Annotated in this window: 27 protein-coding genes; 11 read left to right on the top strand and 16 right to left on the bottom strand. The window is 61.8% G+C overall.

Annotation, left to right across the window (positions count from 1 at the left end; all coding sequences use genetic code 11):
- Window positions 1-5: 5 nt before the first annotated feature.
- Both ACVWVY_RS27655 and ACVWVY_RS27660 read right to left on the bottom strand, forming a co-directional pair.
- Window positions 6-827 (bottom strand): DUF2147 domain-containing protein, encoded by an 822-nt coding sequence (locus ACVWVY_RS27655; RefSeq protein WP_456629335.1) that lies wholly within the window; start codon window positions 825-827, stop codon window positions 6-8.
- A gap of 192 nt (window positions 828-1,019) precedes the next feature.
- Window positions 1,020-1,799, bottom strand: coding sequence for a transporter substrate-binding domain-containing protein (locus ACVWVY_RS27660; RefSeq protein WP_456629336.1), 780 nt, complete (start codon window positions 1,797-1,799; stop codon window positions 1,020-1,022).
- A gap of 95 nt (window positions 1,800-1,894) precedes the next feature.
- On the opposite strand from ACVWVY_RS27660, the gene ACVWVY_RS27665 reads away from it, so the two are divergent.
- The gene (locus ACVWVY_RS27665) at window positions 1,895-2,407 is read left to right on the top strand and encodes a DUF1993 domain-containing protein (RefSeq protein WP_456629337.1); all 513 of its coding nucleotides are present in this window, start codon (window positions 1,895-1,897) and stop codon (window positions 2,405-2,407) included.
- Window positions 2,408-2,425: 18 nt separating this feature from the next.
- Here the strand turns inward: ACVWVY_RS27665 and ACVWVY_RS27670 are convergent, their stop codons facing one another.
- The 7 genes from ACVWVY_RS27670 to ACVWVY_RS27700 form a co-directional block, all read right to left on the bottom strand.
- Complete coding sequence (locus ACVWVY_RS27670) at window positions 2,426-2,851, bottom strand: hypothetical protein (protein ID WP_456629338.1); 426 nt, start codon at window positions 2,849-2,851, stop codon at window positions 2,426-2,428.
- A gap of 120 nt (window positions 2,852-2,971) precedes the next feature.
- The gene (locus tag ACVWVY_RS27675) at window positions 2,972-4,396 is read right to left on the bottom strand and encodes an amidase (RefSeq protein WP_456629339.1); all 1,425 of its coding nucleotides are present in this window, start codon (window positions 4,394-4,396) and stop codon (window positions 2,972-2,974) included.
- Window positions 4,397-4,458: 62 nt separating this feature from the next.
- On the bottom strand, window positions 4,459-5,448 hold the full coding sequence (locus tag ACVWVY_RS27680) for a hydroxyacid dehydrogenase (protein ID WP_456629340.1): 990 nt from the start codon (window positions 5,446-5,448) through the stop codon (window positions 4,459-4,461).
- Window positions 5,449-5,479: 31 nt separating this feature from the next.
- Window positions 5,480-6,580 carry an ABC transporter ATP-binding protein gene (locus ACVWVY_RS27685; protein WP_456629341.1) on the bottom strand — a complete coding sequence of 367 codons (1,101 nt, stop codon included), beginning with the start codon at window positions 6,578-6,580 and terminating at the stop codon, window positions 5,480-5,482.
- A gap of 4 nt (window positions 6,581-6,584) precedes the next feature.
- Complete coding sequence (locus ACVWVY_RS27690; protein ID WP_456629342.1) at window positions 6,585-7,496, bottom strand: carbohydrate ABC transporter permease; 912 nt, start codon at window positions 7,494-7,496, stop codon at window positions 6,585-6,587.
- Window positions 7,496-8,434, bottom strand: a complete 939-nt coding sequence (locus tag ACVWVY_RS27695) for a carbohydrate ABC transporter permease (RefSeq protein ID WP_456629343.1) — start codon at window positions 8,432-8,434, stop codon at window positions 7,496-7,498. Before ACVWVY_RS27695 ends, ACVWVY_RS27690 begins: the two co-directional genes overlap by 1 nt.
- A 153-nt stretch (window positions 8,435-8,587) precedes the next feature.
- Window positions 8,588-9,928, bottom strand: a complete 1,341-nt coding sequence (locus tag ACVWVY_RS27700) for an ABC transporter substrate-binding protein (protein ID WP_456629344.1) — start codon at window positions 9,926-9,928, stop codon at window positions 8,588-8,590.
- 428 nt (window positions 9,929-10,356) lie between these two features.
- Here ACVWVY_RS27700 and ACVWVY_RS27705 point away from each other — a divergent pair, with 428 nt between their 5' ends.
- Window positions 10,357-11,151, top strand: a complete 795-nt coding sequence (locus ACVWVY_RS27705; protein WP_456629345.1) for a Spy/CpxP family protein refolding chaperone — start codon at window positions 10,357-10,359, stop codon at window positions 11,149-11,151.
- A gap of 280 nt (window positions 11,152-11,431) precedes the next feature.
- On the opposite strand, the gene ACVWVY_RS27710 is transcribed toward ACVWVY_RS27705, so the two are convergent.
- Window positions 11,432-11,833, bottom strand: a complete 402-nt coding sequence (locus ACVWVY_RS27710) for a VOC family protein (protein ID WP_456629346.1) — start codon at window positions 11,831-11,833, stop codon at window positions 11,432-11,434.
- A gap of 9 nt (window positions 11,834-11,842) precedes the next feature.
- Window positions 11,843-13,045 (bottom strand): acyl-CoA dehydrogenase family protein, encoded by a 1,203-nt coding sequence (locus tag ACVWVY_RS27715; protein WP_456629347.1) that lies wholly within the window; start codon window positions 13,043-13,045, stop codon window positions 11,843-11,845.
- Between the two features lie 263 nt (window positions 13,046-13,308).
- Between ACVWVY_RS27715 and ACVWVY_RS27720 the strand changes: the two genes are divergently transcribed.
- Entirely contained in the window at window positions 13,309-13,587 is a 279-nt protein-coding gene (locus tag ACVWVY_RS27720; protein WP_456629348.1) for a PilZ domain-containing protein, read from the top strand.
- A gap of 17 nt (window positions 13,588-13,604) precedes the next feature.
- Here ACVWVY_RS27720 and ACVWVY_RS27725 read toward each other — a convergent pair whose 3' ends face one another.
- Together ACVWVY_RS27725 and ACVWVY_RS27730 are read right to left on the bottom strand one after the other, a co-directional pair.
- Window positions 13,605-14,573 (bottom strand): Bug family tripartite tricarboxylate transporter substrate binding protein, encoded by a 969-nt coding sequence (locus ACVWVY_RS27725; protein ID WP_456629349.1) that lies wholly within the window; start codon window positions 14,571-14,573, stop codon window positions 13,605-13,607.
- Between the two features lie 84 nt (window positions 14,574-14,657).
- On the bottom strand, window positions 14,658-15,293 hold the full coding sequence (locus ACVWVY_RS27730; RefSeq protein WP_456629350.1) for a DsbA family protein: 636 nt from the start codon (window positions 15,291-15,293) through the stop codon (window positions 14,658-14,660).
- Window positions 15,294-15,591: 298 nt separating this feature from the next.
- Between ACVWVY_RS27730 and ACVWVY_RS27735 the strand changes: the two genes are divergently transcribed.
- Window positions 15,592-15,948: a hypothetical protein gene (locus ACVWVY_RS27735; protein WP_456629351.1), complete on the top strand. Its 357-nt coding sequence runs from the start codon at window positions 15,592-15,594 to the stop codon at window positions 15,946-15,948.
- 76 nt (window positions 15,949-16,024) lie between these two features.
- Here ACVWVY_RS27735 and ACVWVY_RS27740 read toward each other — a convergent pair whose 3' ends face one another.
- The gene (locus ACVWVY_RS27740) at window positions 16,025-16,282 is read right to left on the bottom strand and encodes a hypothetical protein (RefSeq protein WP_456629352.1); all 258 of its coding nucleotides are present in this window, start codon (window positions 16,280-16,282) and stop codon (window positions 16,025-16,027) included.
- 230 nt (window positions 16,283-16,512) lie between these two features.
- On the opposite strand from ACVWVY_RS27740, the gene ACVWVY_RS27745 reads away from it, so the two are divergent.
- The 5 genes from ACVWVY_RS27745 (at window position 16,513) to ACVWVY_RS27765 (ending at window position 22,368) form a co-directional block, all read left to right on the top strand.
- The gene (locus ACVWVY_RS27745) at window positions 16,513-16,938 is read left to right on the top strand and encodes a CBS domain-containing protein (RefSeq protein ID WP_456629353.1); all 426 of its coding nucleotides are present in this window, start codon (window positions 16,513-16,515) and stop codon (window positions 16,936-16,938) included.
- 219 nt (window positions 16,939-17,157) lie between these two features.
- On the top strand, window positions 17,158-18,060 hold the full coding sequence (locus ACVWVY_RS27750; protein WP_456629354.1) for a CHAD domain-containing protein: 903 nt from the start codon (window positions 17,158-17,160) through the stop codon (window positions 18,058-18,060).
- A 145-nt stretch (window positions 18,061-18,205) separates the two neighbouring features.
- Window positions 18,206-19,039 carry a universal stress protein gene (locus ACVWVY_RS27755; RefSeq protein WP_456629355.1) on the top strand — a complete coding sequence of 278 codons (834 nt, stop codon included), beginning with the start codon at window positions 18,206-18,208 and terminating at the stop codon, window positions 19,037-19,039.
- Between the two features lie 151 nt (window positions 19,040-19,190).
- A complete protein-coding gene (locus ACVWVY_RS27760) occupies window positions 19,191-19,559 on the top strand; it encodes a hypothetical protein (protein WP_456629356.1) in 369 nt (122 codons plus the stop codon).
- Between the two features lie 115 nt (window positions 19,560-19,674).
- Window positions 19,675-22,368 carry a bifunctional acetate--CoA ligase family protein/GNAT family N-acetyltransferase gene (locus ACVWVY_RS27765; RefSeq protein ID WP_456629357.1) on the top strand — a complete coding sequence of 898 codons (2,694 nt, stop codon included), beginning with the start codon at window positions 19,675-19,677 and terminating at the stop codon, window positions 22,366-22,368.
- A gap of 265 nt (window positions 22,369-22,633) precedes the next feature.
- On the opposite strand, the gene ACVWVY_RS27770 is transcribed toward ACVWVY_RS27765, so the two are convergent.
- Together ACVWVY_RS27770 and ACVWVY_RS27775 are read right to left on the bottom strand one after the other, a co-directional pair.
- The gene (locus ACVWVY_RS27770; RefSeq protein WP_456629358.1) at window positions 22,634-22,810 is read right to left on the bottom strand and encodes a hypothetical protein; all 177 of its coding nucleotides are present in this window, start codon (window positions 22,808-22,810) and stop codon (window positions 22,634-22,636) included.
- A gap of 1,363 nt (window positions 22,811-24,173) precedes the next feature.
- Window positions 24,174-24,359 (bottom strand): hypothetical protein, encoded by a 186-nt coding sequence (locus ACVWVY_RS27775; protein ID WP_456629359.1) that lies wholly within the window; start codon window positions 24,357-24,359, stop codon window positions 24,174-24,176.
- A gap of 278 nt (window positions 24,360-24,637) precedes the next feature.
- Here ACVWVY_RS27775 and cax point away from each other — a divergent pair, with 278 nt between their 5' ends.
- Entirely contained in the window at window positions 24,638-25,741 is a 1,104-nt protein-coding gene (gene cax, locus ACVWVY_RS27780) for a calcium/proton exchanger (protein WP_456629360.1), read from the top strand.
- A 74-nt stretch (window positions 25,742-25,815) separates the two neighbouring features.
- Window positions 25,816-26,091, top strand: a complete 276-nt coding sequence (locus ACVWVY_RS27785) for a hypothetical protein (protein WP_456629361.1) — start codon at window positions 25,816-25,818, stop codon at window positions 26,089-26,091.
- Window positions 26,092-26,125: the final 34 nt, after the last annotated feature.

Raw genomic sequence — 26,125 nt, forward strand, 5'->3', positions numbered from 1 at the left:
GCCGGTCAGTTGACGCGGGTCCAGGTCTGGCCGCCACAGAACATGCCGCCGAAGGCGCAGCCCTGAACGCGCAGGCTGTCGGTGCCCTTCAATGCGATCGTGGAATCATAGGTGCTGCCGCTGTTCGGATCGAAAATCCGACCGCTCCACTTGTCCTTGCCGGGCTTCATGTTGATCAGAACCTGCTCGCCGTTCTGGTTCGACTTCTTGTCGACGGAATAGCCGCAGAGATTGGGGCCGCACTGTTCGATCCGTACCTTGCCTTCCTTCTCCTCCGTCAGCCACACGCCGAGCGGTGAGTTCGCGGACGGAAGTGTCGAAGCTGCCGGGGCGGCGGCCTGTTTCTGTTGCGGCGGCGGAGGCGCTGGCGCGGCAATGGGAGCAGGCGCTGGCGGTGCAGCCGGAACGGCTTGAGGAGCAGGGGGCGGTGCTGGCGCAGCAGTATCCGCCGGCGCAACGGCCGCCGTCGCGGTCGCTGGCTCGCCCCTCGAAGTGGTGGCTGGGGCGGCCGGCACAGGCGCAGCCGCCGGAGCGGCAGCCTGTTCGGCCGGTGCAGGTGCAGCCGGGGTTGCCGCCTCGGGGGCAGCCTGTGGGGTGGACTTCGCCTGCTGCGGCGCCTTCCTGGTCGGACGATCGAGGTCGCCTTCCTCGCCACGCGCGCGCTTGGCCTTCTTGCCGGTATTATCGTAGACGCCGGGAATTTGAACCGTGCCGCGATCGGGATCGATGGTGATGGTGCGGCCGCCATACTCAAAACTGTACTGGGCCTGCGCGGCGGTGAGGCTGCTCGCCAGCAGGAGCACGGCGATAGCGAGAGACTTCTTCATTTGCGACCTCCTGAGCAGGGAAACCCCATCCCCGAAGCTATTACGCAGCAATAGCTTCACCCAACGTGATCCAGATCACTTTCAAACTATAAGTCGTGTACTAGCGGCTTTGGTTCAAATTCAGCAGGGCAGTCTAAATAGCGCCTAAAGGACGGTCAATTTCCTGCGAAAACAGGCTCGTCCAACCAGGAATCAATCGAACCAGGCCGCATAGATTTTTTTGAAGCTGCCGTCCTCGGTGGCGATGTGCAGCCACTGATCGACAAAGGCTTTCAGCGCGACGTCGCGCTGGAGCCAATAGGCCTTCTCGGCAAAGTCGAACGGCTTGTCCGGATGCACCGCGCAGAGCACGCCGGGGTGCTGTTTCTGCTGGTAGCGGGTCTCGGAAGAGTCCGTCATCATCAGGTCGGCGTTGCCCTTGGCGATTTCGTCGAAAATCGTGACGTTGTCGGTCCACATCTTGATCTCGGCGTTCTTGATGTTCGCCTTGGCGAAGCGTTCATTGGTGCCGCCGGGATTGACGATGACGCGCGTGCCGGCCTTGTCGATATCGGCGATGGTTTCATACTTGCCCTTGTCGGCGCAGCGGGCGATCGGCGTCTTGCCCTCGCGCATGATCGGCGTCGAGAACATTCCCTTCTTCTGCCGGTCGAGCGTGATCGAAACGCCGCCCATCGCGACATCGAAATTGTCGGCTTCGAAATCCTTCATCAGCTGCGGCCACGCCGTCTGAACGAACTCGACCTTGACGCCGAGCGCCTTGCCAAGCGCTTCTGCCATGTCGACGTCGAAGCCGGTAAATTTCGACGTCGTCTTGTCGAAATAGGTGAAGGGACGATAGTCGCCGGTCATGCCGACCCGCAGCGTGCCGCGCTTGACGATGTCGTCGAGACGGGAATTCGCCGGCTGCTGCGCGTGGGCGACAACGGTCCACAGGACAGCCATTGCAAGGCTAACGAACGTTCGAAACATCGGGTCTTCTCCGCCGGCGAATTAGATGACACTCTGGAGCATTGGCGCCGATTTAAACCAGATCTCGCGAAGGTGCCACCCGGGGAATTGATATCGTGACCATCTCTCTCCACGAAGCTTCCGTCGGCGTGTTCGTGCCGTATCTCGGCAATCTGTCGGCGCTTCTCGACCGCGCCTCGGCACATGCCGAAGCCCGAAACGTCGATCCCGCCGTCCTTCTGAACATGCGGCTCTCACCCACCATGTACAGCCTCAAGCAGCAGGTGGGAGAAGCCAACCGGCATGCGGTCGTTGCCGGCGCGCTGCTGGCTGGTTGTGCACCTCACACATTTTCGGATACCGAGCCCGACATTCCCGAGCTCAAGTCGCGGATATCGGCGGCGATCGATTTCGTGCAGGGCTTGCCGCGTGCGGAGATCGAAGCCGCAGCCGACAAGGAAGTCGCCTTCACTTTCAAGAACGGCGCGCAGCGACAATTCACCGGAAAATCGCTGTTGCTGACGTTCAGCGTCCCGCAGTTTTTCTTTCACGTCACGACAGCCTACGACATCCTGCGCCATGTCGGCGTCGATATTGCCAAGAAGGATTTTCTGGGACCGCCGCGATAACGCTTGAGAAGCGGCGGGCTAGGCCCCGCCGCTGTCCATGCGAACCAGATTGGCGGCGGCGCCGCGTCCGGTCATCTCGCTCTTCAATTGCTCGAAGCGCCGGCGTGCGTCGCTTTCGCGATCGTCGACCATCTGGATCGCGGCTTCCCTCGACATCGGGCCGGAGGCGATCGGAGCGGAATTCTCGCCGATGGTCTCGTCGACATAATAGTCGCCATTTTGGAGGCGGACCGTCCACTTGAAGCGGATCGAGGCCATCGGGCCGGGACCGTACTTGGCGTAACCGTGCGCCTCGATCGGTGCAACCACCGTGGGGATGGGCGGAGGGACGGCGGGCCGTTGCTCCGTGACCGCGGTGTTCTGAGGCTCGCGGCGGCTTTCCGGCATGTCCAGAATGCTGGCGATGGTTGCCAGGGCATGGTCCGTCGGGTCGACTTGAGCCACGATGTAAGCCTCCGGATCGAGTTCGGTCTCCGGAATCGGTGTCCCACTTCCGCCCGGTGCACGTTCCTCAGTGCCGATACGGCCGCGCTTTGTCAAATCTTGGCGTTTTTGCGGCGACGGTTATGCACAAACTGGAGGTAATTTACTCTTCCAGGGCCGCTCCTGTTCGAGCTGCCCGGCCAGCCGGAACAGGGTCGCCTCATCGCCGAACCGGGCCGAGAACATCATGCCGAGTGGCAAGCCGGCCTTGTTCCACGCTAGCGGCACCGACATCGCCGGCTGGCCGGAGATGTTGAACATGGAAGTCCCCGGCATATAGCGGCGCAGGATCGGGACAATGTGCGACAGGTCGTTCGACATGCTGTTGAGTTCGCCGATGCGCAGCGGTGGCGAGCACAATGTCGGACACAGGAAAACGTCGCAGCTCTCGAAGAAGGCGGCGAGGGCGCGCGAAATCTGGAAGCCCGCGAGTTGGGCAGCGACATAGTCGGTCGCGGTGGTCCGTTGCGCGTTGTGAGCGAATGCCAGCGTCAATTTCTCGAAATCGTTTTCCGTAGCAGTGCGCCCGAGCCTTTGCTCGATCAGCCGCACCGTCAGCGCGGTGTGGCCGCCGACGATGGTGGTCATGACCGCGGCCGGATCAGCTGCAAGCACCGGTGCCCGTTCTTCCACCTGATGGCCAAGCCCCGCCAGCAGGCCCGCAACCTCGTGCACGGCGGCGGCGATTTCCGGATCAATGGCGTCGCCATAAGGCGATTTGTCGGTGAAGGCGATGCGGAGCCGGCCGGGATCGCGGCCGACTTCCTGCGAAAACGGCCGTTCCGGCGGCGGCGCCACGTAGGGGCTCGACCGCTCGGGACCGTGGATCGCGTCCATCATGACAGCGCTGTCGCGTACGCTGATGCTCACGACATGGCCGCAGGCGAATCCACCCCAGCCTTCGCCGCGATCAGGCCCGAGCGGATTGCGCGCCCGGGTCGGCTTCATGCCGAATACGCCGGACGCGGAGGCGGGGATCCTGATCGAGCCGCCGCCATCGCTGGCATGCGCGACGGGCAGAATGCGGGCGGCAACCGCCGCCGCCGCGCCGCCCGATGACCCGCCGGAGGAATGCTCGAGGTTCCATGGATTGCGCGTCGGTCCGTGCAGGCGCGATTCCGTCGTCGGCATCAGGCCGAATTCGGGACTGGAGCTCTTGCCGAAGATCGAGACGCCGGTGTCGAGAAAGCGCTGCGCCAGCGTGCCGCTGTGATCGGCCACAAAGTCCTTCAGGACCGTCGCGCCCGAGGTCGTGCGCGTGCCCTCCAGCAGATCGAGATCCTTCAGCAGGAACGGCACGCCGGTAAACGGGCCGTCCGGCAGGCCGCGCTCGATCTGGCGTTCGGCATAGTCGTAATGCTTGACGACGACCGCGTTGATCTCTGGATCGAGCTTCGCGGTACGGGCGATGGCCTCGTCGAGCAATTCCTTGGCCGAGACTTCCTTCTTCCGAACCAATTCAGCCAGGCCGACCGCGTCGTAATTGCTGTATTCCTTGAAGGCCATGCGCATACCTCACTTGCCGGCCGGTGGAGTGGCCGCGCCTCGGTCATTGACTTGCGGACGATTTAGCCGAGCACGTCCTGATTGATCACGTTCTGACGCAGCGGATCACCATCCAGCACACTCAGAATGTTGCGGGCGGTCTGCTCGCTCATCCGGTCGCCGGCTTCCACCGTGACGCCTGCGACATGCGGCGCCATGATGACGTTCGGCAGGGCGAGCAATGCCTGTCCGGCCGGCGGGGGCTCCTGCGCGAAAACGTCGAGGCCCGCACCGGCAAGCTCGCCGGACATCAGCGCGGAGTGGAGCGCGGCCTCGTCGACGATTCCGCCGCGCGCCGTGTTGATCAGGTAGGCGGTCGGCTTCATCCGCTTCAGCCTGTCAGCATTGAACATCCCGACCGTCTCCGGATTCTTCGGGCAATGGATGCTGACGAAGTCGGCGCGCGGCAGCGCGGCGCTGAGGTCGGCAACCGGTTCGTACCCTAAGGCCTTGATGTCGGCGGCGGGCTTGTAGGGGTCGAAAACCAGGACGTCCATTTCCATCGCGAGGCAGCGCTTGGCAGTGCGGGTGCCGATGCGCCCAAAGCCGATGATCAGAACCGTCTTGCCGAAGAGGTCGTAGGGCAGCATCCCGAGCCTGTCCGCCCATTTGTCGTCCCGGACGAGCGAATGCATTTCCGTCGCGCGCTTGGCGAGCGTCAGCATCATGAACAGGGCGTGTTCGGCAACGGACGGCGAATTGGCGGTGCCCGCTACCATCAGCGGGACCTTGCGGCGGCTGAGTGCGGGAACGTCGACGGCGTCGAACCCGACGCCGATCCGGGTCACCACCAGCATGTCTTGCGAGGCGTCGAGCTCGGGCTCGCCAAAGCGGGTGCCGCCGAGGGCGACACCGTGGACCGGCGCATGCTCCTTCAGCTTGGCTTCGAAATCCCGCTGCGAAATCATGTTGGGAAATTCAACGAGTTCGATGTCGTCTCGCGCGTGAAGCAGCGCTCTTCCCGGTTGCGACATCGATTCCGTGACGAAGATTTTCTTCTTGTTGGTAGCCATTTCCTGCCCTTGATTCCCAGCAATTGCGCCGTCAAAGGACGGCGCCGGTCACCTCATTTAGCAGGTGCATGTTATTGAGGTCCACAGCCAATCGAAGCGGGCCGCCATCGTGCGCGCCGGCATTGGGATTGACCCGGCCGCAGACCTGCGTGCCCTCCATCGTGAAATAGATCAGCGTCTCCATTCCCATCGGCTCGGTGACATCAAGCACCGTATCGAAGGTCTCCACGCCCGGCTCGGAATGCGGCTTGGCCTCGGTGATGTGCTCGGGCCGCAGCCCCAGCAGCAGCTTGTCGGTGCGCGGTATGCCCTGATAGCGGGCGGCACGGGCCGGCGGCAGCGCGAAGGCGATGCGATCGGTAAGTCGGACGTGCAACTTGCCGGCGAGATCCTCCAGCCGGCACGGAATGAAATTCATCGCCGGCGAGCCGATGAAGCTGGCGACGAATTTCGTTGCCGGCTTGTGATAGAGCTCGTTCGGCGTGCCGATCTGCTCGATCCGGCCATGGTTCATCACCACGACGCGGTCGGCCAGCGTCATCGCCTCCACCTGGTCGTGGGTCACATAGACCGTCGTGGTGCGGACCTTCTGGTGCACCTTCTTGATCTCGATCCGCATCTGCACCCGCAGCTTGGCGTCGAGATTGGATAGCGGCTCGTCGAACAGAAACACTTTCGGGTTGCGCACGATGGCGCGGCCCATGGCGACGCGCTGACGCTGGCCGCCGGACAATTGCTTCGGCTTGCGGTCGACCAGCTCGACAATGTCGAGCATGCGCGCCGCCTCGTCGATGCGGCTCTTGATCTCGGCCTTCGGGTAACGCTTGAGCCGCAATCCGAACGACATGTTCTCCGCAACCGTCATATGCGGATAGAGCGCGTAGTTCTGAAACACCATCGCGATATCGCGGTCCTTTGGCGGCACGTCGTTGACGACGTCGCCGCCGATCATGATGTCGCCGTCGGAGATATCTTCCAGGCCGGCGATCATCCGCAGCGTGGTCGACTTGCCGCAGCCCGACGGTCCCACCAGCACGACAAACTCATGGTCGGCGATGTCGAGGTCGATGCCGCGCACGGCCTCGACCTCGTCATAGCGTTTAACAACCTTACGCAACGTCACGTCAGCCATGAGATCAACCCTTCGTCGCACCGGCGGTCAGGCCGGCAATGTAATAGTCCATCAGGAAAGCGTAGATGATGAGCGGAGGCGCCGCGCCGAGCAGGGCGCCGGTCATGATCTGTCCCCAGTTGAAGACGTCGCCCTTGATCAGCGTGGTGATGATGCCGACCGGCAGCACGAGCTGATCGGTCGAGGTCGTGAACACCAACGGATAGAGGAATTGTGCCCAGGAGACCGTGAATGCGAAGATCGTCGCGGCGATGATCCCCGGCAGCGCCACCGGAATGAAGATCCGCGTCAGCGTTTGGAACCATGATGCGCCATCGATCAGTGCGGCTTCGTCAAGCTCCTTCGGGATCGACGCAAAGTAACCGATCATGATCCAGGTGCAGAACGGTACGGTAAGGGTCGGATAGACGATCAGCAGCACGTACCATCGGTTGATGAGCTGAATGCCGGTGAGGTCGCCGAACACCGCAAACATCTTGAACAGCGGAAGAAAGAGCAGGGTGTCGGGGATCAGATAGGTCAGGAATACGCCGGTGGCCAGCGTCGCCGAGCCCCAGAACCTCATTCGCGACAGTGCGAAAGCCGCCGGCACGCTGATCAGCATGGTGATGGTCACGACGAAAATCGAGACGAAGGCGGAATTGCGGAAAAACGTCAGGAACTGGTTCGACGTCAACAACCCGACATAGTTCTCCAGTGTCGGATGGAATATCCACCATGGATTTATCGCCGCCGAAATCTCGGCGCTGGTCTTGAGCGACGTGATCAGCATGTAGAGCGGCGGCACCAGCGAAAAGATCGCGAACAGGGTGAGGAAGAAGTACGACCAACGCAGCGCCCAGGTGCGGTCGCGGCTCATGCTGCCATATTTGACCGTACGTGTCGGCGCGGCCTTGTCGATCGTTGCAGTGCTCATCAGGCTTCATTCCCGCGTTTGTTGACGTCGCGCAGGATGAAGATCGCTGCGATCGCCAATATCGGTACCATGAACAGCGAAACACTGGCCCCAAGCGGGATGTCACTGCCTTCGATGCCGATCCTGAAGGCCCAGGTCGCGAAGATGTGGGTATGGTCCAGCGGACCGCCGGCGGTAAGGATTCGCACGATGTCGAAATTTGCAAAGGTGACGATCAGCGAGAACAGCGTCGTGATCGCGATGATGTTGCGCATCATCGGCAATGTCACGTACCAGATCCGCTGCCACCAGTTGGCGCCGTCGATCGCCGCCGCCTCGTAAAGCTGCTCAGGCACCGACTTCAGCGCCGCCAGATACATGATCATGAAGAATGGCGCGCCGTACCAGATGTTCACGAGAATGACGGAGAAGCGGGCCCAGCCTGCCTCGCCGGTCCACGCAATCGGCCCGATGCCGAAAAACGACAGGGTGTAGTTGAAGGCGCTGTAGGAAGGATCGAACAGCCACAACCAGGCCAGCGTGCTCATGGCCGGTGGAATCACCCACGGCACCAGCAGCATGCCGCGCCACTTGCGCTGGCCCTTCACCGGAATGTTGTGAACGAAGTGCGCGACGATGAAGCCGATCAATGCCTTGAAGACCACCGCGGTGATGGCAAAAATGCACGATTGCTTTACCACCAGCCAGAAGGTTTCGCGCCGGAACAGAAATTCAAAGTTGCCGAGGCCGACGAACCGCTGCATCGACTTGTTCAGCGTCGCCAGATGCAGCGAATAGAACGCCGGGTAGAGCACCAGAATCGCGATCAGAAGAATCAGCGGCAGCGTCATCAGAAACGCCGCCGTTGATTTTCGCTTCATCGCGACCCGCAGACTGGAGCGTTTGCGCGCCGGTTGCGCTGCGCCGACACTGTTCGGCTGAGCTGCGACATCAACCATGAAGCTTGTTCCCCGCGAGTTTCATTTCAGGAGGCGCATTTCCGGATTTGCGGCCGGGAAGCCGGCACCTTGCCGGCTAACCGGGCGCCATGGCGGACGATGGATGAACGCCGTCGCGGCCTGCAGTGAGGCAGGGCCGCGGCGGCGAGACCGTCAGCTCCGCATGTAGCCTTCACACTCGCCTTCCGCCCAGGCCAGGGTCTTTTCCATCGCTTCGCCCTGGTGGTATCGCAGGCACATCTTCGTCAGGATGGCCTGCGTATAGATCTGTTGGGCGATCTTAGGCGGTGCGGGTGACGCCGCAATCGACAGAACCTGATGGTTGTACGGGTTGGGGTAGTGGTACAGCGTTCCCTTCGGCGGGCCTTCTTCGGCCCACGTCTTCAGGGTCGTCAATTTCTCGAACGCCGGCAGATCATAACCGCCGCTGGCTGCGACGAGCTTCTCGACGGATGCTGGCTGCGAAAGGTGGACCAGCAGGCTCTTGGCCGTTTCCTTGTTCTTGGAGAAATTCCAGATGCTCCAGAAGTAGGGAAGGAACGGGGCAAACCGGCCTTTGGGTCCAACAGGGAAGCCATGCGTCCAGCATTGTTCGGCGACCTGCGGAGCGTCACGTTTGGCAACCGCCCAGGCGCTGGGCGGATTCATGATCATCGCGCCCTTGCCGGAAACCAGCCACTTGTTGTTGCTGGCGTCGTCCCAGGCCCCGACGTCCGGCGGCAGGAATGCGATAAGCTTCTTGTAGAATTCGAGCGCCTGCCGCACCGCGTCGGTCTTGACCGAGAGGTTGCCCTTGCCGTCGACCAGTTGCGCGCCAAACGCCTGGAAAAAGGCGCCTGCGGTATCGACCGAGTCGGTTGTCTCGCCGAGTCCGATGCCGAAGGGAACGCCGCCCTTTTGGCAGGCCTCCGCGGCTTTCAGGAAGGTGTCCGTCGTCCAGTTGTCCGCCTTTGGCTGGCCGCCGGCCGGATACATTTCCTGGACGTCGATGTTGGCATGCTTTTTCATCAGATCGATCCGGGAGCAGGGCCCCTTGATCTGGCTGCCGATCGTGGCGGGAACGCCAAGCCATTTGTCGCCGGATTTGCCGAGATACTGCACCGTGCCGTTGACCGCGCCGTTCAGCTTGATCAAGGGCTCCATGATATCGTTGACGGGCTCTAGTTGTTCGGCATGCGCATGAGGCCACCATGTCGGCATCGCGAGGATGTCATGGCCTGACTTCGCCTGACCTTCTGCTGCGATCTTGAGCTGGATACCGTTGCCCTGGCTGGAGATGTAGTCGATGGAAACTTCGACGTTCTCCTTGGCGGCCCACTCTTTGACGAGAGCGGTCGAGGTATTGTTGGCGCCGGGAACCCAGTGGTCCCAGAAGCCGATCGAAAGCTTGCCGGCGGCATAGGCGCCGCGCACATAGGGTGCGGTGATGAGCGCTGCGGATGACAGCGCTGTAGCAGCAACGAATTGTCGGCGAGAAAGCTTCTTGCGTGACATGACGTCTCCCTTTGCTGGCTTCTTGTTGTCGTCTTGTTTTCCCTCTTCTGAATTCTTACCGGCATTCACGCGATCGCGCCGATTTGGGATGGCGTGCCCCGCGGAGATTTGGTTGCGCAATCAGAACAGAATTAAACGCGCCTGTCGAGAAATGACATGTGCGACATTCTAGAACTAACGTTGCGTACGGATTTTCCAGCGGTCGGAATACTGCGTCCCTGCGCGGCATATTGCGTTGCACGCGGCATCATGATCGCAAGAGAGTTTAGGGGTTGCCGGTCGCGCTGCGCGGGGGTTCCCGGTCCACAGGTTTGGAATTCGACGCCGGCGATGACGGTCGGCACCGCGGCTAGACTTGCTCGTCGCTAAGACGATAAGATTCGGATTCGAGGACACCAGTCCTAGTTAATGACCCACGGAGAACAACAATGATCAGCCCGACATCCAAACTGCGCACGCATTGGAAAGTGTGCGCAGCCATGGGGTTGGCCGCCATCATGCTTCTCAACGCGCCGCGGCTTGCGGATGCGCAGGTGGTTCAGGGTGTCGAGAAGGGCGCCCGCGAGGGCAACAAGGCGGCGGGCCCGGTCGGCGGCGTGCTTGGCGGGGCCATTGGCGGCGTCGTGGGCGTCGTGACCGGAGTCACCGGTGTGCTGACCGGGGGCAATAACAAGGGCGGACAGGCACCGGCGGCAAAGGATGCCAAGCAAGGTGAGGCTTCCAAGCAAGGTGAGGCTTCCAAACAAGGCGAGCCATCCAAGCAGGGTGATACGTCGAAGCCGGCGAAGGCGAGCAAGGCCACGAAGACCGCCAAGCAGCAGCAACAGCAGCAGCCCGCCGTCCTTACTCAGGCCGGCGCGCCGCAAATGACGGCTGAACAGATCGTCTCCAACAGCGACGCCAATATCGAGCGGATCAAGAAGGAATTAAACCTCACGCCCGAACAGGAGAAGCATTGGGCCGGATTCAACAGTGCGATGCACTATCTCGGTCACAACGGCGCCGATCGCCTCAATCTGCGTGTGGCGCGCGCCAAGCGCGATCCCCCCGATGACATCATTGAGCAGATGCGCAATGAGGCCCAGTTCCTCAACGACCGCGCGGTCGATCAGCGCAATGTGGCCGATGCGGCCGAGCCGCTATTTGCCAGTCTGGACGACAAGCAAAAGGCGACTTTTATTCAGGAAATGGTCAATTTGAGCCACGAGCGCGGGCTCGATTAGCGGGCCCCGCCGGACGAATAGCCGGGCACGCATGCCCTGGGGTAGGTTGAAAGGCGCGGCACCCGGCTACTCTGCCGCAGCGGCGCGGCTTCTCCAATCTCATTGCAATGATGATGAAACCCTGACCGACTCGCGCCTTAGTGATGGCTGACTTGCGGCGTTGTCGGGAACTTCATTCTTTGACGGGCAGTGTGGCGGCCCAACATCATACGCGCCCCGGCAGCTCAGCCGCCAAAACCAATTCGGCCGGCTCGGGAAGCAGCGGGACTCGGACGAGGCCTCAGGTTTTCGAGAAGTTCAGCTCCACGCCGACGCCGTCTGGATCGTAGAGGAAGAACTGCGTATCGCCGGTGCGCGGCACGATGCTCTCGCGGAATTTGACGTCTTTCGACTGCAGACGCTTGCGCATGCCCTCGACATCGGTCGCCGCAAAGGCGATGTGGTCAAGCCGACCGGTATCGTCGTACTTCCGCTCGGTGCCGCGCACCACGATTCCCTCGCGCGGCTGGCGCGTGCCCATCAGATGCACCGTGGCGGTGCCGCCGGAATAGAGCCAGTAGCCGGGAAAACCGAGCGGCGGACGGTCACCGTTCTCCAGACCCAACACGTCGCAGTAGAAATCCTTGGTTCGCTCAAGGTCAGATGGTTCGATGGTGTAGTGCTGCAATCCGCCAAGTCCCATGGTGGTCTCCTAAACAAAGCTGAGGTCGGCATCGACGCCCATCATCCAGGCGCCGACGGTTTCAAAGTGCCTGAGCTGACCCTGCAGCTGCTGGGTCACGGTATGGATATCGCGGAAGCGGCGCTCCAGCGGATGGTTCTCGAAGATCGCGGTAGCGCCTGCGGCGTTGTAGGCAAAGTCGACCGCCTCGCGCGCCTTGTGAATGGCGTTCGTAGAGGCCATGCGGATGTTCATGCGCTGCGCCACGGTGATGGTCGCGCCCGCGCTAAGCTCTTTCCAGGTGTCGGCCATCGACTGCAACACGTAGCCGCGCGCGGCGCGCAGATTGACTTCCGCCTGCGCGAGGTTGCACTGGACCACGGCATTGTCCCGCAGCGATACCCTCGTGCCTCGCGGCACCTTGTTGCGCATCGTCTCGACGAAATTGTCGAGCGCGGTGCGGGCGATCCCGCAGGCGACACCGGCAAAGCCGACCTGGTAGCAGGTGTGATTGCTCATGCGGTAGAGCGGGCCGGGCTCGCGGCATTCCCGGTCGAACTCGCGGATTATCGAATGGTCTGCGCGCACAAAGAAATCGTTGAGCGCGAACTGGTCGCTGGCGGTGCCGCGCAGGCCGACGGTGTTCCAGATGTCGGTCCACTCGACATCCTCGGAGCGTACCAGCATGGTGCGCTCGAGCGGGGCGCCGTTGGCGTCGTATTTCGGTGAACCGTCGGCCGCATGGATCGGGCAGTGCGCTCCGAGCCAGGTCGCATGGCGGCCGCCGGAAGCAAAGGACCACACGCCGGTGACCCTGTAGCCGCCTTCGCATTCGACCGCGCGAACCCTGGGGCCGGGCCCCCACGCCAGCACCGCGCGCGGATCGCCGAAGATCGCCTGCGCCACCGGCAGGTCGAGATAGGCCGCCGACATCGCGCAACCGCCGGCCTGGCTAAGGCACCAGGCGGTGGAGGCATCGGCTTTGGCGATGGTTTCGATGACGTGGAAAAAAGTTATCGGATCGGTTTCGATCCCGTTGGTCGAGCGGGGCAGCAACAGACGGAACAATTGCGCGTCGTGCAGCTTGTCGAGCAGCGCAGGCGGCAGCCGGCGCGCGCTCTCGATGTCGTCGGAAGCTGTTGCGACATCAGGAAGTATGGCCTCGGCCCGGGCGATCACCGCCTGGTCGCCTGCAAGATCGGCAGAGCTTGCGATCGGTGTATTCAAGACCATGCCTGTCGGTCCATCGCGTCCTTGTGCCAATCATTGGTGGAAAGGCTATCGTGCCATCGCCGCGGTCGGCAAGTCCATGGTGACGCGGAGCACATCTGCGAATAAGCGATTGGAATTTCGTGCCGCTCTGCACAATGGAGCCCGATGTCAATTGCATCGGCCGCCGGCCGCGCCTATTCCGGCTTCCCGGGCGCACGTGCCGACTTTGTTTAGGGTTTTGCGCTAGCGATTTGGTCGGGATCGATCGGGACGGGACGGACGGCATGGAAGAGAAGCGAAAGCATCCGCGAACGGAAATTGACCAGCCTGCCTATGTTTCGTCGGGCGGTTCCGTCATGCCCTGCGTGGTGCGGAATATCTCGCGTGAAGGCGCGGCGATCGATGTCGAAAACGCGGCCTTCGTCCCGCAGCACTTTCGCCTGGTGATGGCAAAGGATCCCTCGGTCGTGCACGAGTGCCGGGTCGCCTGGATCCAGAAGAATCGTATCGGCCTGACCTTCATGCAGATCGCGGATGCGGTCGCTGAACCGCCGCCAACGTAGCAGGGATGCTGAGCACGCTACTCGATCCGCAGCTTTGCGTCGCGCACCACCTTGCCCCACTTGTCCATCTCCAGCCTGATACGCGCGCCAAACTGATCCGGCGTATTGGCGACCGGCTTGAAGCCGAGCACCGTGAGGCGCTCCTTGACGTCCGGCTGGGCGACGATTTTGGCGATCTCACGATAAAGCAGATCGACGATCTCTTTCGGCGTCCCCGCAGGCGCGACGATGCCCGTGAGCGTGTCGGCGTCCTGATCCTTCACGCCCTGTTCGGCGAAGGTCGGCACGTCGGGCATCCCGGCGGCACGTTCGGTTGACGCCACCCCAAGCGCGCGCAGTTGTCCGCTCTGCACCGCCGACAGGGCAGGCGGCAGCGCGGTGAAGGCAATCGGCGTGTGTCCGCCGACCGTTGCCTGGATCGCCGGCCCGGCACCTGTGAAAGGCACGTGCACCAGGTCGAGCTTGAAGGCGAGCCGGAACAGCTCGCCGCCCAGATGCGGCGTCGATCCGACCCCGGGCCCGGCGAAGCTGTATTTGCCGGGGTTGTCCCTGACGAGCTGCACCAGTTCCGGCAGCGTTTTGGCCGCAACCTGCGGGTTGACCACCACGACATTCGGAGAAACCGCAACCAGTGTCACCGGCGCGAAATCCTTGACCGGATCATACGGCACCTTGGCGTAGAGGCTGGGGTTCACGACGAAGCCGGTGCTGATCGCCATGATGGTGTAGCCGTCCGGCGTCACGCGTGCGACCTGTCCGGCCGCGGTGTTGCCGCCGGCGCCGCCGATGTTCTCGACGTAGAATTGTTGGCCGAGATTGTCGGTAAGCTTTTGCGCCACGATGCGGGCGATGGCATCGGTCGGTCCACCGGCGGGAAAGCCGACCACGACGCGCACCGGTTTGCTCGGATAGTTTTGCGCCGATGACGCCGCGACGCCGGACAACAGCCACGTCGCTGCCAACACTACGCGCAAAGCCGCGACCATGGCGCTCTCCCCAATATGTTTGTTGGGGCCATCATCGGCGAGGCGGCGGCGCCCGGCAAGGGGCTACTGCTATGCCTGCGACCGCTACTTCTTCAGCAACGGCTTGATCCGTTCTTCCAGCTCCTCGAACGGCATCGAGCCCTGCAGCCTCACACCGTTGAGAAAGAAGGTCGGCGTCGAGGTGACCTTCAACTCCTGAACGGCATATTGCTGGTCGGCGGTCAGTTTGTCGAACTGTGCCTGGTCTTTTTCGCAGGTCTCGATGTCCTGTTCGCTCATTCCGTACTGCTTGCCGACATAGATCGGCGTATTCTTGGTTTGCGCCATCAGGCCGTCCTGCAGCTTGAACATGGTCTCGACCGCGCTGAGGTATTTTTCGGAATCGCCGTTGCCGATGCAGCGCGCCAGTATCGAAGCGGCGGCGGCCTTGATGTCGAGCGGGAATTCACGGAACACAAAACGCACCTTGCCGGTATCGATATATTTCGACCGCAACATCGGAAACACATTCTGGCCGAAGGCTGCGCAATGCGGGCAGCTCATCGACGAATATTCGGTGAGGGTGATCGGCGCTTTCGCAGACCCGATTGCAATGTCAGGAAGCGATACCGGCTTGGCGACCGCTGCGGCAATCGCGCTTTGCGCGACGGCAGCAGCCGAGAAAGCTGGCGATGCGAAAGCGAGGAGGACGGCGAAGGCGATGCGGTGACGAACGTTCAACGGTTACTCCGAAACGAACTGGCGAGAGGTGGCGAGCCGTCATGTCCGCCAATTCTACTGGTTTTGCGAACCAAAAGCCACCTGACCTGACGGCGACCGGAGTTGACCGTGAATTGTTGGCGATCCAATCATAGGCGGAGACAGGAAGCGCAAGGCAAACTCTGCGAACCAGACAAGAGAACGTCATGACCCAGCACACGCCGCTGTTGAGCGAAACGCAGTCAGCGGATGCTATGTTGCGCGCAAGAGCGCGGCCGGTGGTTCCAGGCGGCATGTGGGGCCATCTGAACGCGGCGCGATGGCGGCGGCACGGGCGACGCTACGGATCGCGCGCGAGACTGACGTGGCCGGGCATATCCGCGCGATGGGCTTGCGATTGCGTGACGGACTGGCGTCGCTGGCGAAAGAACATGGCCTTGCGATCCCTCAGAGCGGGCCTCCGCAGATGCCGCTGATGCTGTTCGAGGCTGACGCGGATATACGCAAGGGCAGGGCGTTCTGCTCGACGGCACTACGCCGCGGCGCGTTCTTTCATCCCCAGCACGATATGTTCCTGTCCTTGGCGCATCGCCCCGCCGATATCGACGAGGCGCTGCAGGCGGCTTCGCACGGTTTCAAGGCCGTTCGCGGACTGGAAGCGGGATCCAATCGATAAGCGCCGGCGTCGACCGGAACCGGTTTGGGATTTGTGGGCATCGCGCAAGCCGGCCGGCTTGATCGCGGTCAATTCATCACGCGACGCGGTTCCATGTGTCCTTGCTGCGGGCGAACGAATGGCTCACCGAATGCTCGAACTCCTGATGGCCAGCCAAGTGCGTCACCTCCACGCAATCGGCGTTCAGGCGTCCGTTATCGACCAGCCGCTCCGCCAACACCAGCGCCTGGGATGGTCCGTCTGACTGGACTTCGATCTGGCGTTGCAGGCACTTGAAGCTATGGCCGTCGGAATTGCAGAGATCCTTGTAGAAGGAGACGCGATAATTGTTCATCTAGCCCTCCCGTCCTTCCGGTATTCTTGTCGCCCAGGCTTATACTCTCTGGCGTCCATGTCTGCCAGCCGCCGGCGGTTGCGTAACACGATTTTGCGGGCGCGCTCGAAAATACCGGAATACCCTGGTCGCTGAGCTGTACTCGGCGGCGTTACGCGCCACCTTGCAACTGAACCGCGCCGCTGCGCGTCTCTGTCCCGTTTGAGGATCTACAATGGCGAGGAACTCCCGTGCATAGATTTCTCGAAGCGACCGCCGGGCAATACATGACGCGCAAGGTGAAGACGGTTATGCGCGACACCACCATGCGCGAACTGCACAAGATGTTCGAGGCCGATAATTTCAACTGCTATCCGGTGCGCGAAGGCGACGACATCGTCGGGGTCGTGAGCAATTTCGATTTCCTGAAGCGCTTTGCGTTCGATCCCAGCCACATGGTTCCGGCCTATGATGACCTGCTGTCGCGGATGGTGACGGAAGTGATGACGCCGGAATTCATCCATGTCGATCCGGCAATGAAACTGACCCGCGTCCTGCAACTGATGGTGGACCACCGGATGAAGAGTCTCCCTGTGATGGATGCCGAACAGCGGCTGGTCGGGATCATCGCGCGCGAGGATATCATGCGCGCGCTGGCCGAGAGCACGCGCGGATAGGTCGCATCTGCAGCAAATTGCCGCGCATTTGACGGCTGCCTTTCCAGGCCATCAAGCAGGGGGATGATGCGTCTGATGCAACGCGGAAATGTTGCTCTGAAGCAGGAGACTTTGGCGATCGGTACGATAAACTGGCATATGATCGATGCCTCGGAGACGCCGGACCAGTCGCTTCGCAGCGCCCGTGTCTCTCTTTGAAGTGCCGGGTGAGCGGTGACGATGAGGGGCCGTCCAACAAGAACGTCCAGCCGGGACAAGGCCGCTGAAGCCGCGAGTCTCGACTGTGCAACCGCATTCCAGACCATGACGCTCGGCTGCGTCGCTGATATCAAGGCCCATCACAGCAGCGCGTGCGCCGGCGATGCCGAGGCCGTGCATCAGATCCGGGTTGCGATCACGCGATTGCGTGCCGCCGTGGCGTTCTTTAACCCCATCGTGGTCGATGCGGAATGGCGGCGTTTGAAACAGGAAATCGCCTGGCTAAATGGTCCGCTCGGCGCCGCGCGCGACAGCGATGTCGTCGTGGAATATGCGCGCCGCAAGCGATATGCCGCATGGGCGCGGCGCGTGATCGGCGAGCAGCTCGATCAGCGCCGGACGCGGGACCATCGCCGCCTGGTGCGCTGCCTGCGTTCCGTTCGTACGCAACGCTTCATCGCCGCACTGGCAAGCTGGATCAGACAAGGTCCCTGGCTGGTGCGCTATGAGCGGCGCAAGCACGCGGAGGCGCTGCAACCCTATTGCGCGCGCGAACTCAACCAGTGGCACGAACGGCTGGTCCGCAAGGGGCGGAACCTCAAGACCTTGGGTGCGTCACGCCGTCACCGGCTGCGGATCAAGGCCAAACGCTTCCGCTACATGCTGGAAGCGCTGACCGAAACCGTCGCGCTGTGGGGGCGGGGCGAATTCCATCACCTGCACCGGCCGGCGAAACGAATGCAGCGCGCATTGGGCGACATGCGCGATCTCGAGCGCTTCGCTGCCCTTGCAGACGGATCGCCGCAGGCCGATAATGGCAAACGAGGCGAGAAGCATCCGCCGGGTTATCGCGATCGAAGGGAAAAGTTGCTCGGCATCGCCATCGCAGCGCATCGTGACCTCAAGCACGCCGGGTTTTCCTGACGCCACCGTTCGCATGCGCGGCCGCCCGGCATTGTCCGAGTTTTGATGTGGGTCAACTTCGGCCAGTCGTCCATCGGTTACCTTCGCTCCGGCAGCAGACCCGGACGGGGGCCGTAAGTCCCCTCGAATGTGTGGGAGAATGGCGATGTTCAGAAACATTCTGGTTCATATTCCCTCCGAGCGTCCGGTCAGGCCGGTGATTGATGTCGCCGTCGCGCTGACCATTGCGCGCCGGTCGCATCTCGATGCGGTCGCCATCGGTTATGAATCGATGAGCGCCGCCGGGATGATTGTCGAGGGTGGCGGCGCGGCCGTTGCCGCCGTGATAGGCGCCGAACAGGAGCGCGCCCACGAGAGGGCGAACGCTGCGATCGCCGCGTTCGAGATCGAGGCCAAGCTCGGCCAAATCGCCTACGGCACCAGGACCTTCGTGGCGATCCCGGCCGAAGCCGGGCAGACGATCGGGACGCTTGCCCGGCTTTACGATATGACGATCGTGCTGCAACCGGAACCCGCGATAGCGAGCTACGACAACGAGATTCCTCAGCACATCCTGTTCAATTCCGGCGGGCCGGTGCTGATGGTTCCCTATATCCACAAGGGACCGCTCGACGCCCACGATGTCGGCATCGCCTGGGACGGCAGCCGCCTTGCGGCCCGCGCGGTGCGCGATGCGATGCCGTTTTTGATGGGCGCCAAGGCGGTGACCGTGATTGCGGTTAACGAGGAGGCTGGTGAAGCCTCCTCGGACCAGCTCGCCGTGCATCTGGGGCGGCGCGGCATCGCAGCCCGGGTGCAGCGGCTGACGGCGGACCGCGGCGGCGTTCAAGGCGCTATTCTGTCGGTTGCGGCCGATAGCCGTATCGGCCTCCTGGTGATGGGGGGATACGGCCATTCGCGATTGCAGGAGCGCATTCTGGGCGGCGTCACGCGCAGCATGTTCGACAGCATGACCGTGCCGGTGCTGATGTCGCACTGATTTGGTCCGGGAGAGCGGGGAATGCGATGTTCCGTCTCGATCAGCCTCGGCTGGGGCTGACGGTCGCAATCCCGCCAGTTTGATCCATTTCAATGTTGGCTTGATGCCAATCAGGTATCGCTTCGGTAAAATCCGCAAATCGGAGATTGTCATGGCACAGCTATCCGGGCGGGCCGCTTCCGGTTCTTACCAGCCAAGCGAAAATGCGGAGGCGGAAGCCACCAAGCTGAACCAGAGTGCACTGGAGTTCATGCTTGGTGCGCAAAAGATGATGCTAGAGGAGTTGGTATTTTTCAGTGACGAGATGCTGGAGCGGACGCGCACAGAAATGCAGCTCTTCACCGAGTTCGTCACGAAGATGGCGGCTGCACATTCCGTTCAGGACGTAAGAACGATGTGCCAGCAATGCGGCGAGCATCAACTCGACTTCTTCCGCCGCGATTCCGAGCGGCTGTTCAGGCATAGTAGGCGGATGATCGCGAGCACGTCGCAATTGATCAATGGCCGTCCATTGAACTGATCGGCGCCCCGTTTCGGGCAAGCGGTTGTCATCGGGCCGTGTTATCATCGCGGGGAACACATTGCGCGGGATCTCGGTTCACAGGTGTCTGCGACCTGCCGGATAGCAAGGCCTGATGTCCACCTATCGCCTGAAGAATCTGCTTTCGCCGCATTCCGTCGCGCTGGTCGGAGCCAGCCCGCGCCATGGCTCGGTCGGCCGCGCCATTCTCAACAATATTCGTAAAACCCAATTCAAGGGCGAATTCGGCCTGGTCAATCCGCGCTATCACGAGATCGACGGTGTTGCGTCCGTCGGCAGCATCGCAGAACTGGCCTTTGCGCCCGAACTCGTTGTCCTCACCGCGCCGGCGCAGACCATCGCAGGCCTGATCGACGAAGCGGGCCGTCGCGGTGCGGCGGGTGCAGTTATCGTCAGTGCCGGGCTCGGGCGTGGTCCAGGTTCGCCGGCGGAAGCAGCGGAGCGGGCGGCGCAAAAATACGGCATGCGGCTGATCGGCCCGAATTGCCTGGGCATCATGATGCCGGGTGTCAGCCTCAATGCGAGCTTTTCCGCGCATATGCCGGCCGCGGGAAATCTGGCGCTGATTTCGCAGTCAGGCGCCATTGCCGCGGGCATGGTGGATTGGGCGGCACAGCGGGCCGTGGGTTTTTCCGGCATTGTCTCGATTGGCGACCAGCTCGATGTCGATATCGCCGATCTGCTCGATTATTTCGCGCTGGATGAAAAGACCCAGGCCATCCTGCTGTACATCGAGGCGATCAAGGATGCCCGCAAGTTCATGTCGGCCGCGCGCGCCGCCGCCAGAATCAAGCCGGTCGTGGTCGTCAAGTCAGGCCGGATGGCACAAGGCGCGCGCGCCGCTGCAACCCATACCGGCGCGCTCGCCGGGGCTGATGCCGTCTATGACGCCGCGTTTCAGCGTGCCGGCATTCTGCGCGTATCGGACTTACGCGAATTGTTCGACTGCGCCGAGACACTCGGGCGGGTCAAATCGCCGCCCGGAAAGCGGCTTGCAATCTTGACCAATGGCGGCGGCATCGGCGTGCTGGCAGTTGACCGGCTGGTCGAACTCGGTGGCATTCCCGCCGACATCTCGCCTGCGACCCGCGCGAAGCTGGACGCTGCGTTACCGTCGACATGGTCGAAATCGAACCCCGTCGATATCATCGGCGATGCCGACCCCGCGCGCTATGCGGTAGCGCTCGAAGCGCTGCTGGCCGATCCCGAAAACGACGCCGTGCTTGTCATGAACGTGCAGACGGCGATCACGCCCGCCGACGAGATCGCCGCGGCCGTGACCGGCGTGGTGCGGGAATATCGCGCCAGGCATCGCGGGTCGCCGAAGCCGGTTCTCGCGGTCTGGGTCGGCGCTGACCAGCCGATCGGCGACTTGCTGAGCGGCGCGGGAATTCCGAATTATCAGACCGGCGGCGACGCTGTTCTCGGGTTCATACACCTGGTTCGGCATCGCGAGGGAGTGGAGGCGCTGGCGCAGGTTCCGCCTGCCATGCCGAGCGAGTTTGCACCCAATACGGACGCGGCGCGGCAGATCGTGGCCGCCGCACTGGCCGATGACCGCTCCTGGCTCGATCCGATCGAAGTCAAACGGTTGTTGGATGCCTATGAGATCGCCGTCGTGCCGACCTTCGCCGCCGCCGATGCCGAGGAGGCGGTCGCGCATGCGAACACGCTGTTCGCGCAGGGCTCGACCGTCGTGCTCAAGATCATGTCGCGCGACATCGTGCATAAATCCGACGTCGGCGGCGTCGTGCTCAACCTCACCAGCGCGGACGCGGTGCGCAAGGCAACCGCCGAGATTCTCGCGCGCGCACGATCGTTGCGGCCGGAGGCGCGGATTTCGGGCGTGATGGTGCAGGCGATGGTGGTGCGGGCGAAGGCGCGCGAACTCATTCTCGGCCTCGCCGACGATCCGACCTTCGGTACCGTTGTCGTATTCGGCCGCGGCGGCACGGCGGTCGAGATCATCAACGACAAGGCACTGGCGCTGCCGCCGCTCGACCTGCAGCTGGCGCGCAGCCTGATCGCGCACACCCGCGTCTCGCGGCTGTTGCACGGCTATCGCGACGTACCGGCGGTGAAGCAGGATGCCGTCGCTATGGTCCTGGTCAAGCTGGCGCAGATGGCCGCGGACATTCCCGAAATCCGCGGGCTCGACATCAACCCGTTGCTGGCCGATGCAGCAGGCGTGCTCGCCGTCGACGCACGCGTCGTCATCGGGCGCGTGGAGCGCAAGTTTCGCGGTTCGGGTCCGGCGAATTTCGCCGTGCGGCCCTATCCCTCGCAATGGCAGCGTCACATCGAGGTCAAGGACGGCTGGCGCATATACGTCCGTCCGATCCGGCCCGAGGACGAGCCGCTGATCCACGGGATGTTGAAACACGTCACGATGCAGGACCTGCGGCTGCGGTTCTTCGCCCCGATGAAGGAATTTTCCCATGAATTCATCGCCCGCCTGACCCAGCTCGATTATGCCCGGGCGATGGCCTTCGTTGCATTCGATGAGGCGACCAATGAGCTGGTCGGCGTGGTCCGGATTCATTCGGACTCGATCTATGAGAGCGGCGAATATGCGATCTTGCTGCGGTCGGACCTCAAGGGCAGGGGGCTTGGCTGGGCGCTGATGCAGATGATCATCGAATATGCGAAATCGGAAGGATTGAAGGCCATCTCCGGCGACGTCCTGGCCGACAACACCGTGATGCTGGCGATGTGCCGCAGCCTTGGCTTCGAAGTGCATTCAGACCCGGTCGAACACGACATCTGCAACGTCAGGCTGACGCTTTAGTTGGTATTGAGCGTACGGCGTGCACCTGAGGGCGCCGCCGCGCGCGATTGGCGACAGCGGCCGGCCGTCAATGTGCGAAAACAGGATCGGGAGCGGAAGCGGCGGCTTCGGGGGGCGGGGTCGCTTCGAGGGCACGAAGCGACCCCTAATCGCGCAGTACGCAGGCAAAACTGGGGGCCAATCTGCGCGACTTGCAACCACGCTAAACCTGTTTAGATCGCCCGCAATGAAACTCGCGCGTTAAGCTTGATGTCCGCGTTGCGGGTTAATTCGGGAACACCGGCCAATCCGGTTCACTCCCCAGAACCGCGTACTCGAAGGCTACGCCTTCGGGGTCGTTTTCCTCGAGCCAGGTTTCCGCGGCGTCGGCGTTCGCGAAGACTTTGAGGTGATCGGGGTCGCCGACCTGCTTGTTCGTATCCACGTAGATGAGCACGGTCATTGGTGCCTCTTGAGCTTTCTGCGGCCCCAGTGGTGTTCATTGCTCTCCGTAAACTCGTGCACCTTGCCGGCGTTCGTTGCGATCAGTACGCAGAGAAGGCGCTTAGCAGCCGCAACTACTTTCTCAACAGGCCTTATGGCGCCGGCTGGAGTTGCCGCGCTGGCTTCTGAATGAAAAGACCCCAGCTATCTCAACCGATAGCTGGGGCCGCCAACCCCGAGTTTTTCTTCCGGCAGGTTTCTTCGGGGGCAAAAACCGGAAGCTGTGAACTGACTCCGCCAGCGGGCGCAGGTTCCTCGGCTACTGCCACTTCTTCCCGATGCTAATAAACCGAGGAAGCTACCGGTATCAGAATAAGAAACGGCCCCAGCCTGGGGGCAGAACGCTGGGGCCGCCACTTTCTCCCGGCCTGTCTCGACGATCCGCCGGGAGCGATGGACTACTCCGAGCGACGCTGCGGGTTCCTGGTAATGTCCAATGTGGGTTAGACGGCCGCTGTTCCAACAAACCTCCGCGTTCTGTTCACTACTGGGCAGACCTTGCCATCTTTTCCCGCTTCCATTGGCAAGTCGGGTGGGTACCCACTACTCCATCTGGCTGTTTGAAATGGAATACTCCCGATGGCCCCGGCGAACGGCTTCGCGCTGGGGCCATTTTTATTTTGAGCCAGGACCTGTCGCCCGATGCAGGCTTAATGAATCGTTAATCTCGGATTGCTACCCATGGCCCAATCGCGGAAATCCGCCCAAACCCCCGCGAGCGTGCGAAACCCGCCGATCTCAACCCGGCGGGTTTCTGCATCAGGCGCAATTCTGGGATCACATCCAGCTTGAATAGACCATTCCAAGGGAAATCCGCGGTTTAGAGGGGGGTCGACCCTAGGTCGTCCGGCAACGTCGTGCGCCGGACCGCGGTCTAATCGTCCAGTAACGGACCTTCTATTCGAACCAAATGTGATCGCCGCACTCTTTGCATTCGAACATGCGAAAGGCAGTGCCTGTCTCGGAATCAATGATCAATCTGAGGAGAACGAGTTTGGCGCCGCAGAGACGACAGGTCTCGTCGGATTGGTCGCTGACGGTAGCAAACCTCTCAGCCCGAAACAGGTCCATGACACAGACCCCATTTAATCGAGGTAGGGTCTATTCGGGTTAAGGCGGCAATTCGTCCTGCGGGTGACGAATCTCTGACAGGATGCCGCAATCAGGACTGCAGCCTTACTCTCGGATACGGGTCAATCCGGCGGGCGCCTCCTGCCCCGTGACAACAAGGCGCCGATAAAAGTAAATGCGGCCGCTAGCATTGTGCGTAGCGAACCTTGTGAAGGGCCGGACCATCTCCTCAGTGTAAATCGATGATGATGTCAATCACTCTTGGTCGACCGTCGCTGTTGGCGGTCCAGGCGAAGTCTTTGCGCTCGCATGCGCTTTATCTCGTCATCGAGTGCGTCCATTTCCTCGGTGCGTCGCGCGTCCTTGGATTTCGTCGCGTCGGCGGCACGCAGTTTTTCCAGTGCTTTCTCGACAGAGAGTTTCGGTGTTTCGGCCATGGCAAACCTCGTATCCAAGCGAGACGCGTTCGGCCCCATAGCAACATCGTAGGGGCGCGCCGGCTACCGTCAGAACTGACGCGACGGCCTGAAACCACTCTGGGACGATCACGAAGCCAGCTTCCAGTGATTCAGATACTGCGCAGGCTCCGTTGATCTAGATCAACAGGAATGTGCGACAACGATTTGTCTTACGCCCGGATGCCCGGTGGGATCACCAAGCGGGAGAGGATCCGGAAGGCAATCGGAAGGCCCTATTCCGAGGAACGGCCAAACCCATGAACCCTCTGCTTAGGGAGATCCGAGAGACTCCGTTGCTGCGGATGCTAATATTTGTGCCGACCGTGCTGATCGCAGCCAGAGTTGTGCCAACCGCCCATACGATCCTGTTTGTGCTCGCAGTTCTCGCAATCGTTCCGCTTGCCGCCCTGCTTAGTCATGCAACCGAAGCGGTCTCCGAAAAGACGGGTGATGCAGTCGGTGGGTTGTTGAATGCGACGCTTGGAAACTTGACCGAGTTGATCATTGCCATCACTGCACTCCGCGCCGGGGAGTACATGCTGGTGAAGGCATCGATCGCCGGCGCTATCGTCACCAATTCGCTTTTCATGCTGGGAGCATCCTTTCTGCTGGGCGGACTCCGGTATCATGTTCAGGAGTACAATCGTGCCGGAGGCCGGATGCACTCGGCATTGCTGTTGATGGCGACGGTTGCGCTCCTTGCACCGGCGGCGGTCTCCGAGCTCGATTTGGCGCGGGGCGAGGTGATGGCCCAGAATTTCAGCGCCGCCCTGGCGATCCTGCTTATCGTGGCTTACGCATTGAGCCTGCTGTTCTCGCTCAAGACCCATAAGGAGCTTTTTGCGAGCGAAGACCATGGCGAGACGAAGGAGGCAAAGTGGCCGATCAACCTGGCGGTCGGAACACTCCTCGTTGTTACCGTGCTGGTGGCGCTGGTAAGCGAAATCTTCGTTGAGTCGGTGCAACACGCGGCGACGACACTGGGGATGAGCCCAGCTTTCGTCGGGTTCATCATCGTAGCCCTGGTCGGTGCTGCCGCCGAAATGGCTGTCGCTTTTTCCGCCGCGCGCAAGAACCGCCTGGATATGAGCGTCAGCATCGCGCTCGGAAGCGCGTCCCAGATTGCGCTGTTCGTTGCACCGGTGCTTGTGGTCCTGAGCTACGTCGTCGGACCCAAACCAATGGATCTGCAGTTTTGGCCCGGCGCCGTGACGATGGTGATGATTTCTACTGTGACGGCGACCTTCGTTACGAACAGCGGTCGTTCGGCATGGTTCATAGGCGCTCTGCTGATTTTCATCTATGTCATATTCGCCATGACGCTCTATATGGTTCCACCGGGATCGCACGGACCGGTGTAATGGCAAGAGGTGCTAGATCCCGGAAGAATGAGCGCCGCAGTGTACCGGTTTGAGGGCAACGAAACGGCTGCGACATGCGACTAGGCTTCTACGGCTGTTCCATTACGTTTTTGGCCATTATTTCCTGCGCGTCTCATGGCGCGATAGCGCAGAGCCTTACTCCGTTCCGCTATGAATCCCAGGCGCAACGCCATTGTCCCGGGGATATGATCGTGTGGCTCGATTTCAGAACAGGGCGCTATTACCTGAAAGGCCAGAGGCGCTACGCGTCGGGACATACCGGCAGCTTCGTCTGCAGGAATGAGGCGCGGGATAGCGGCTATCGGCGCTCGCCCTTGGGACTGAGGTGAGCCCGAACGGGCGTGCACGGACAGGCCGCGCGTT

The sequence above is a fragment of the Bradyrhizobium sp. URHC0002 genome, assembly GCF_054059515.1.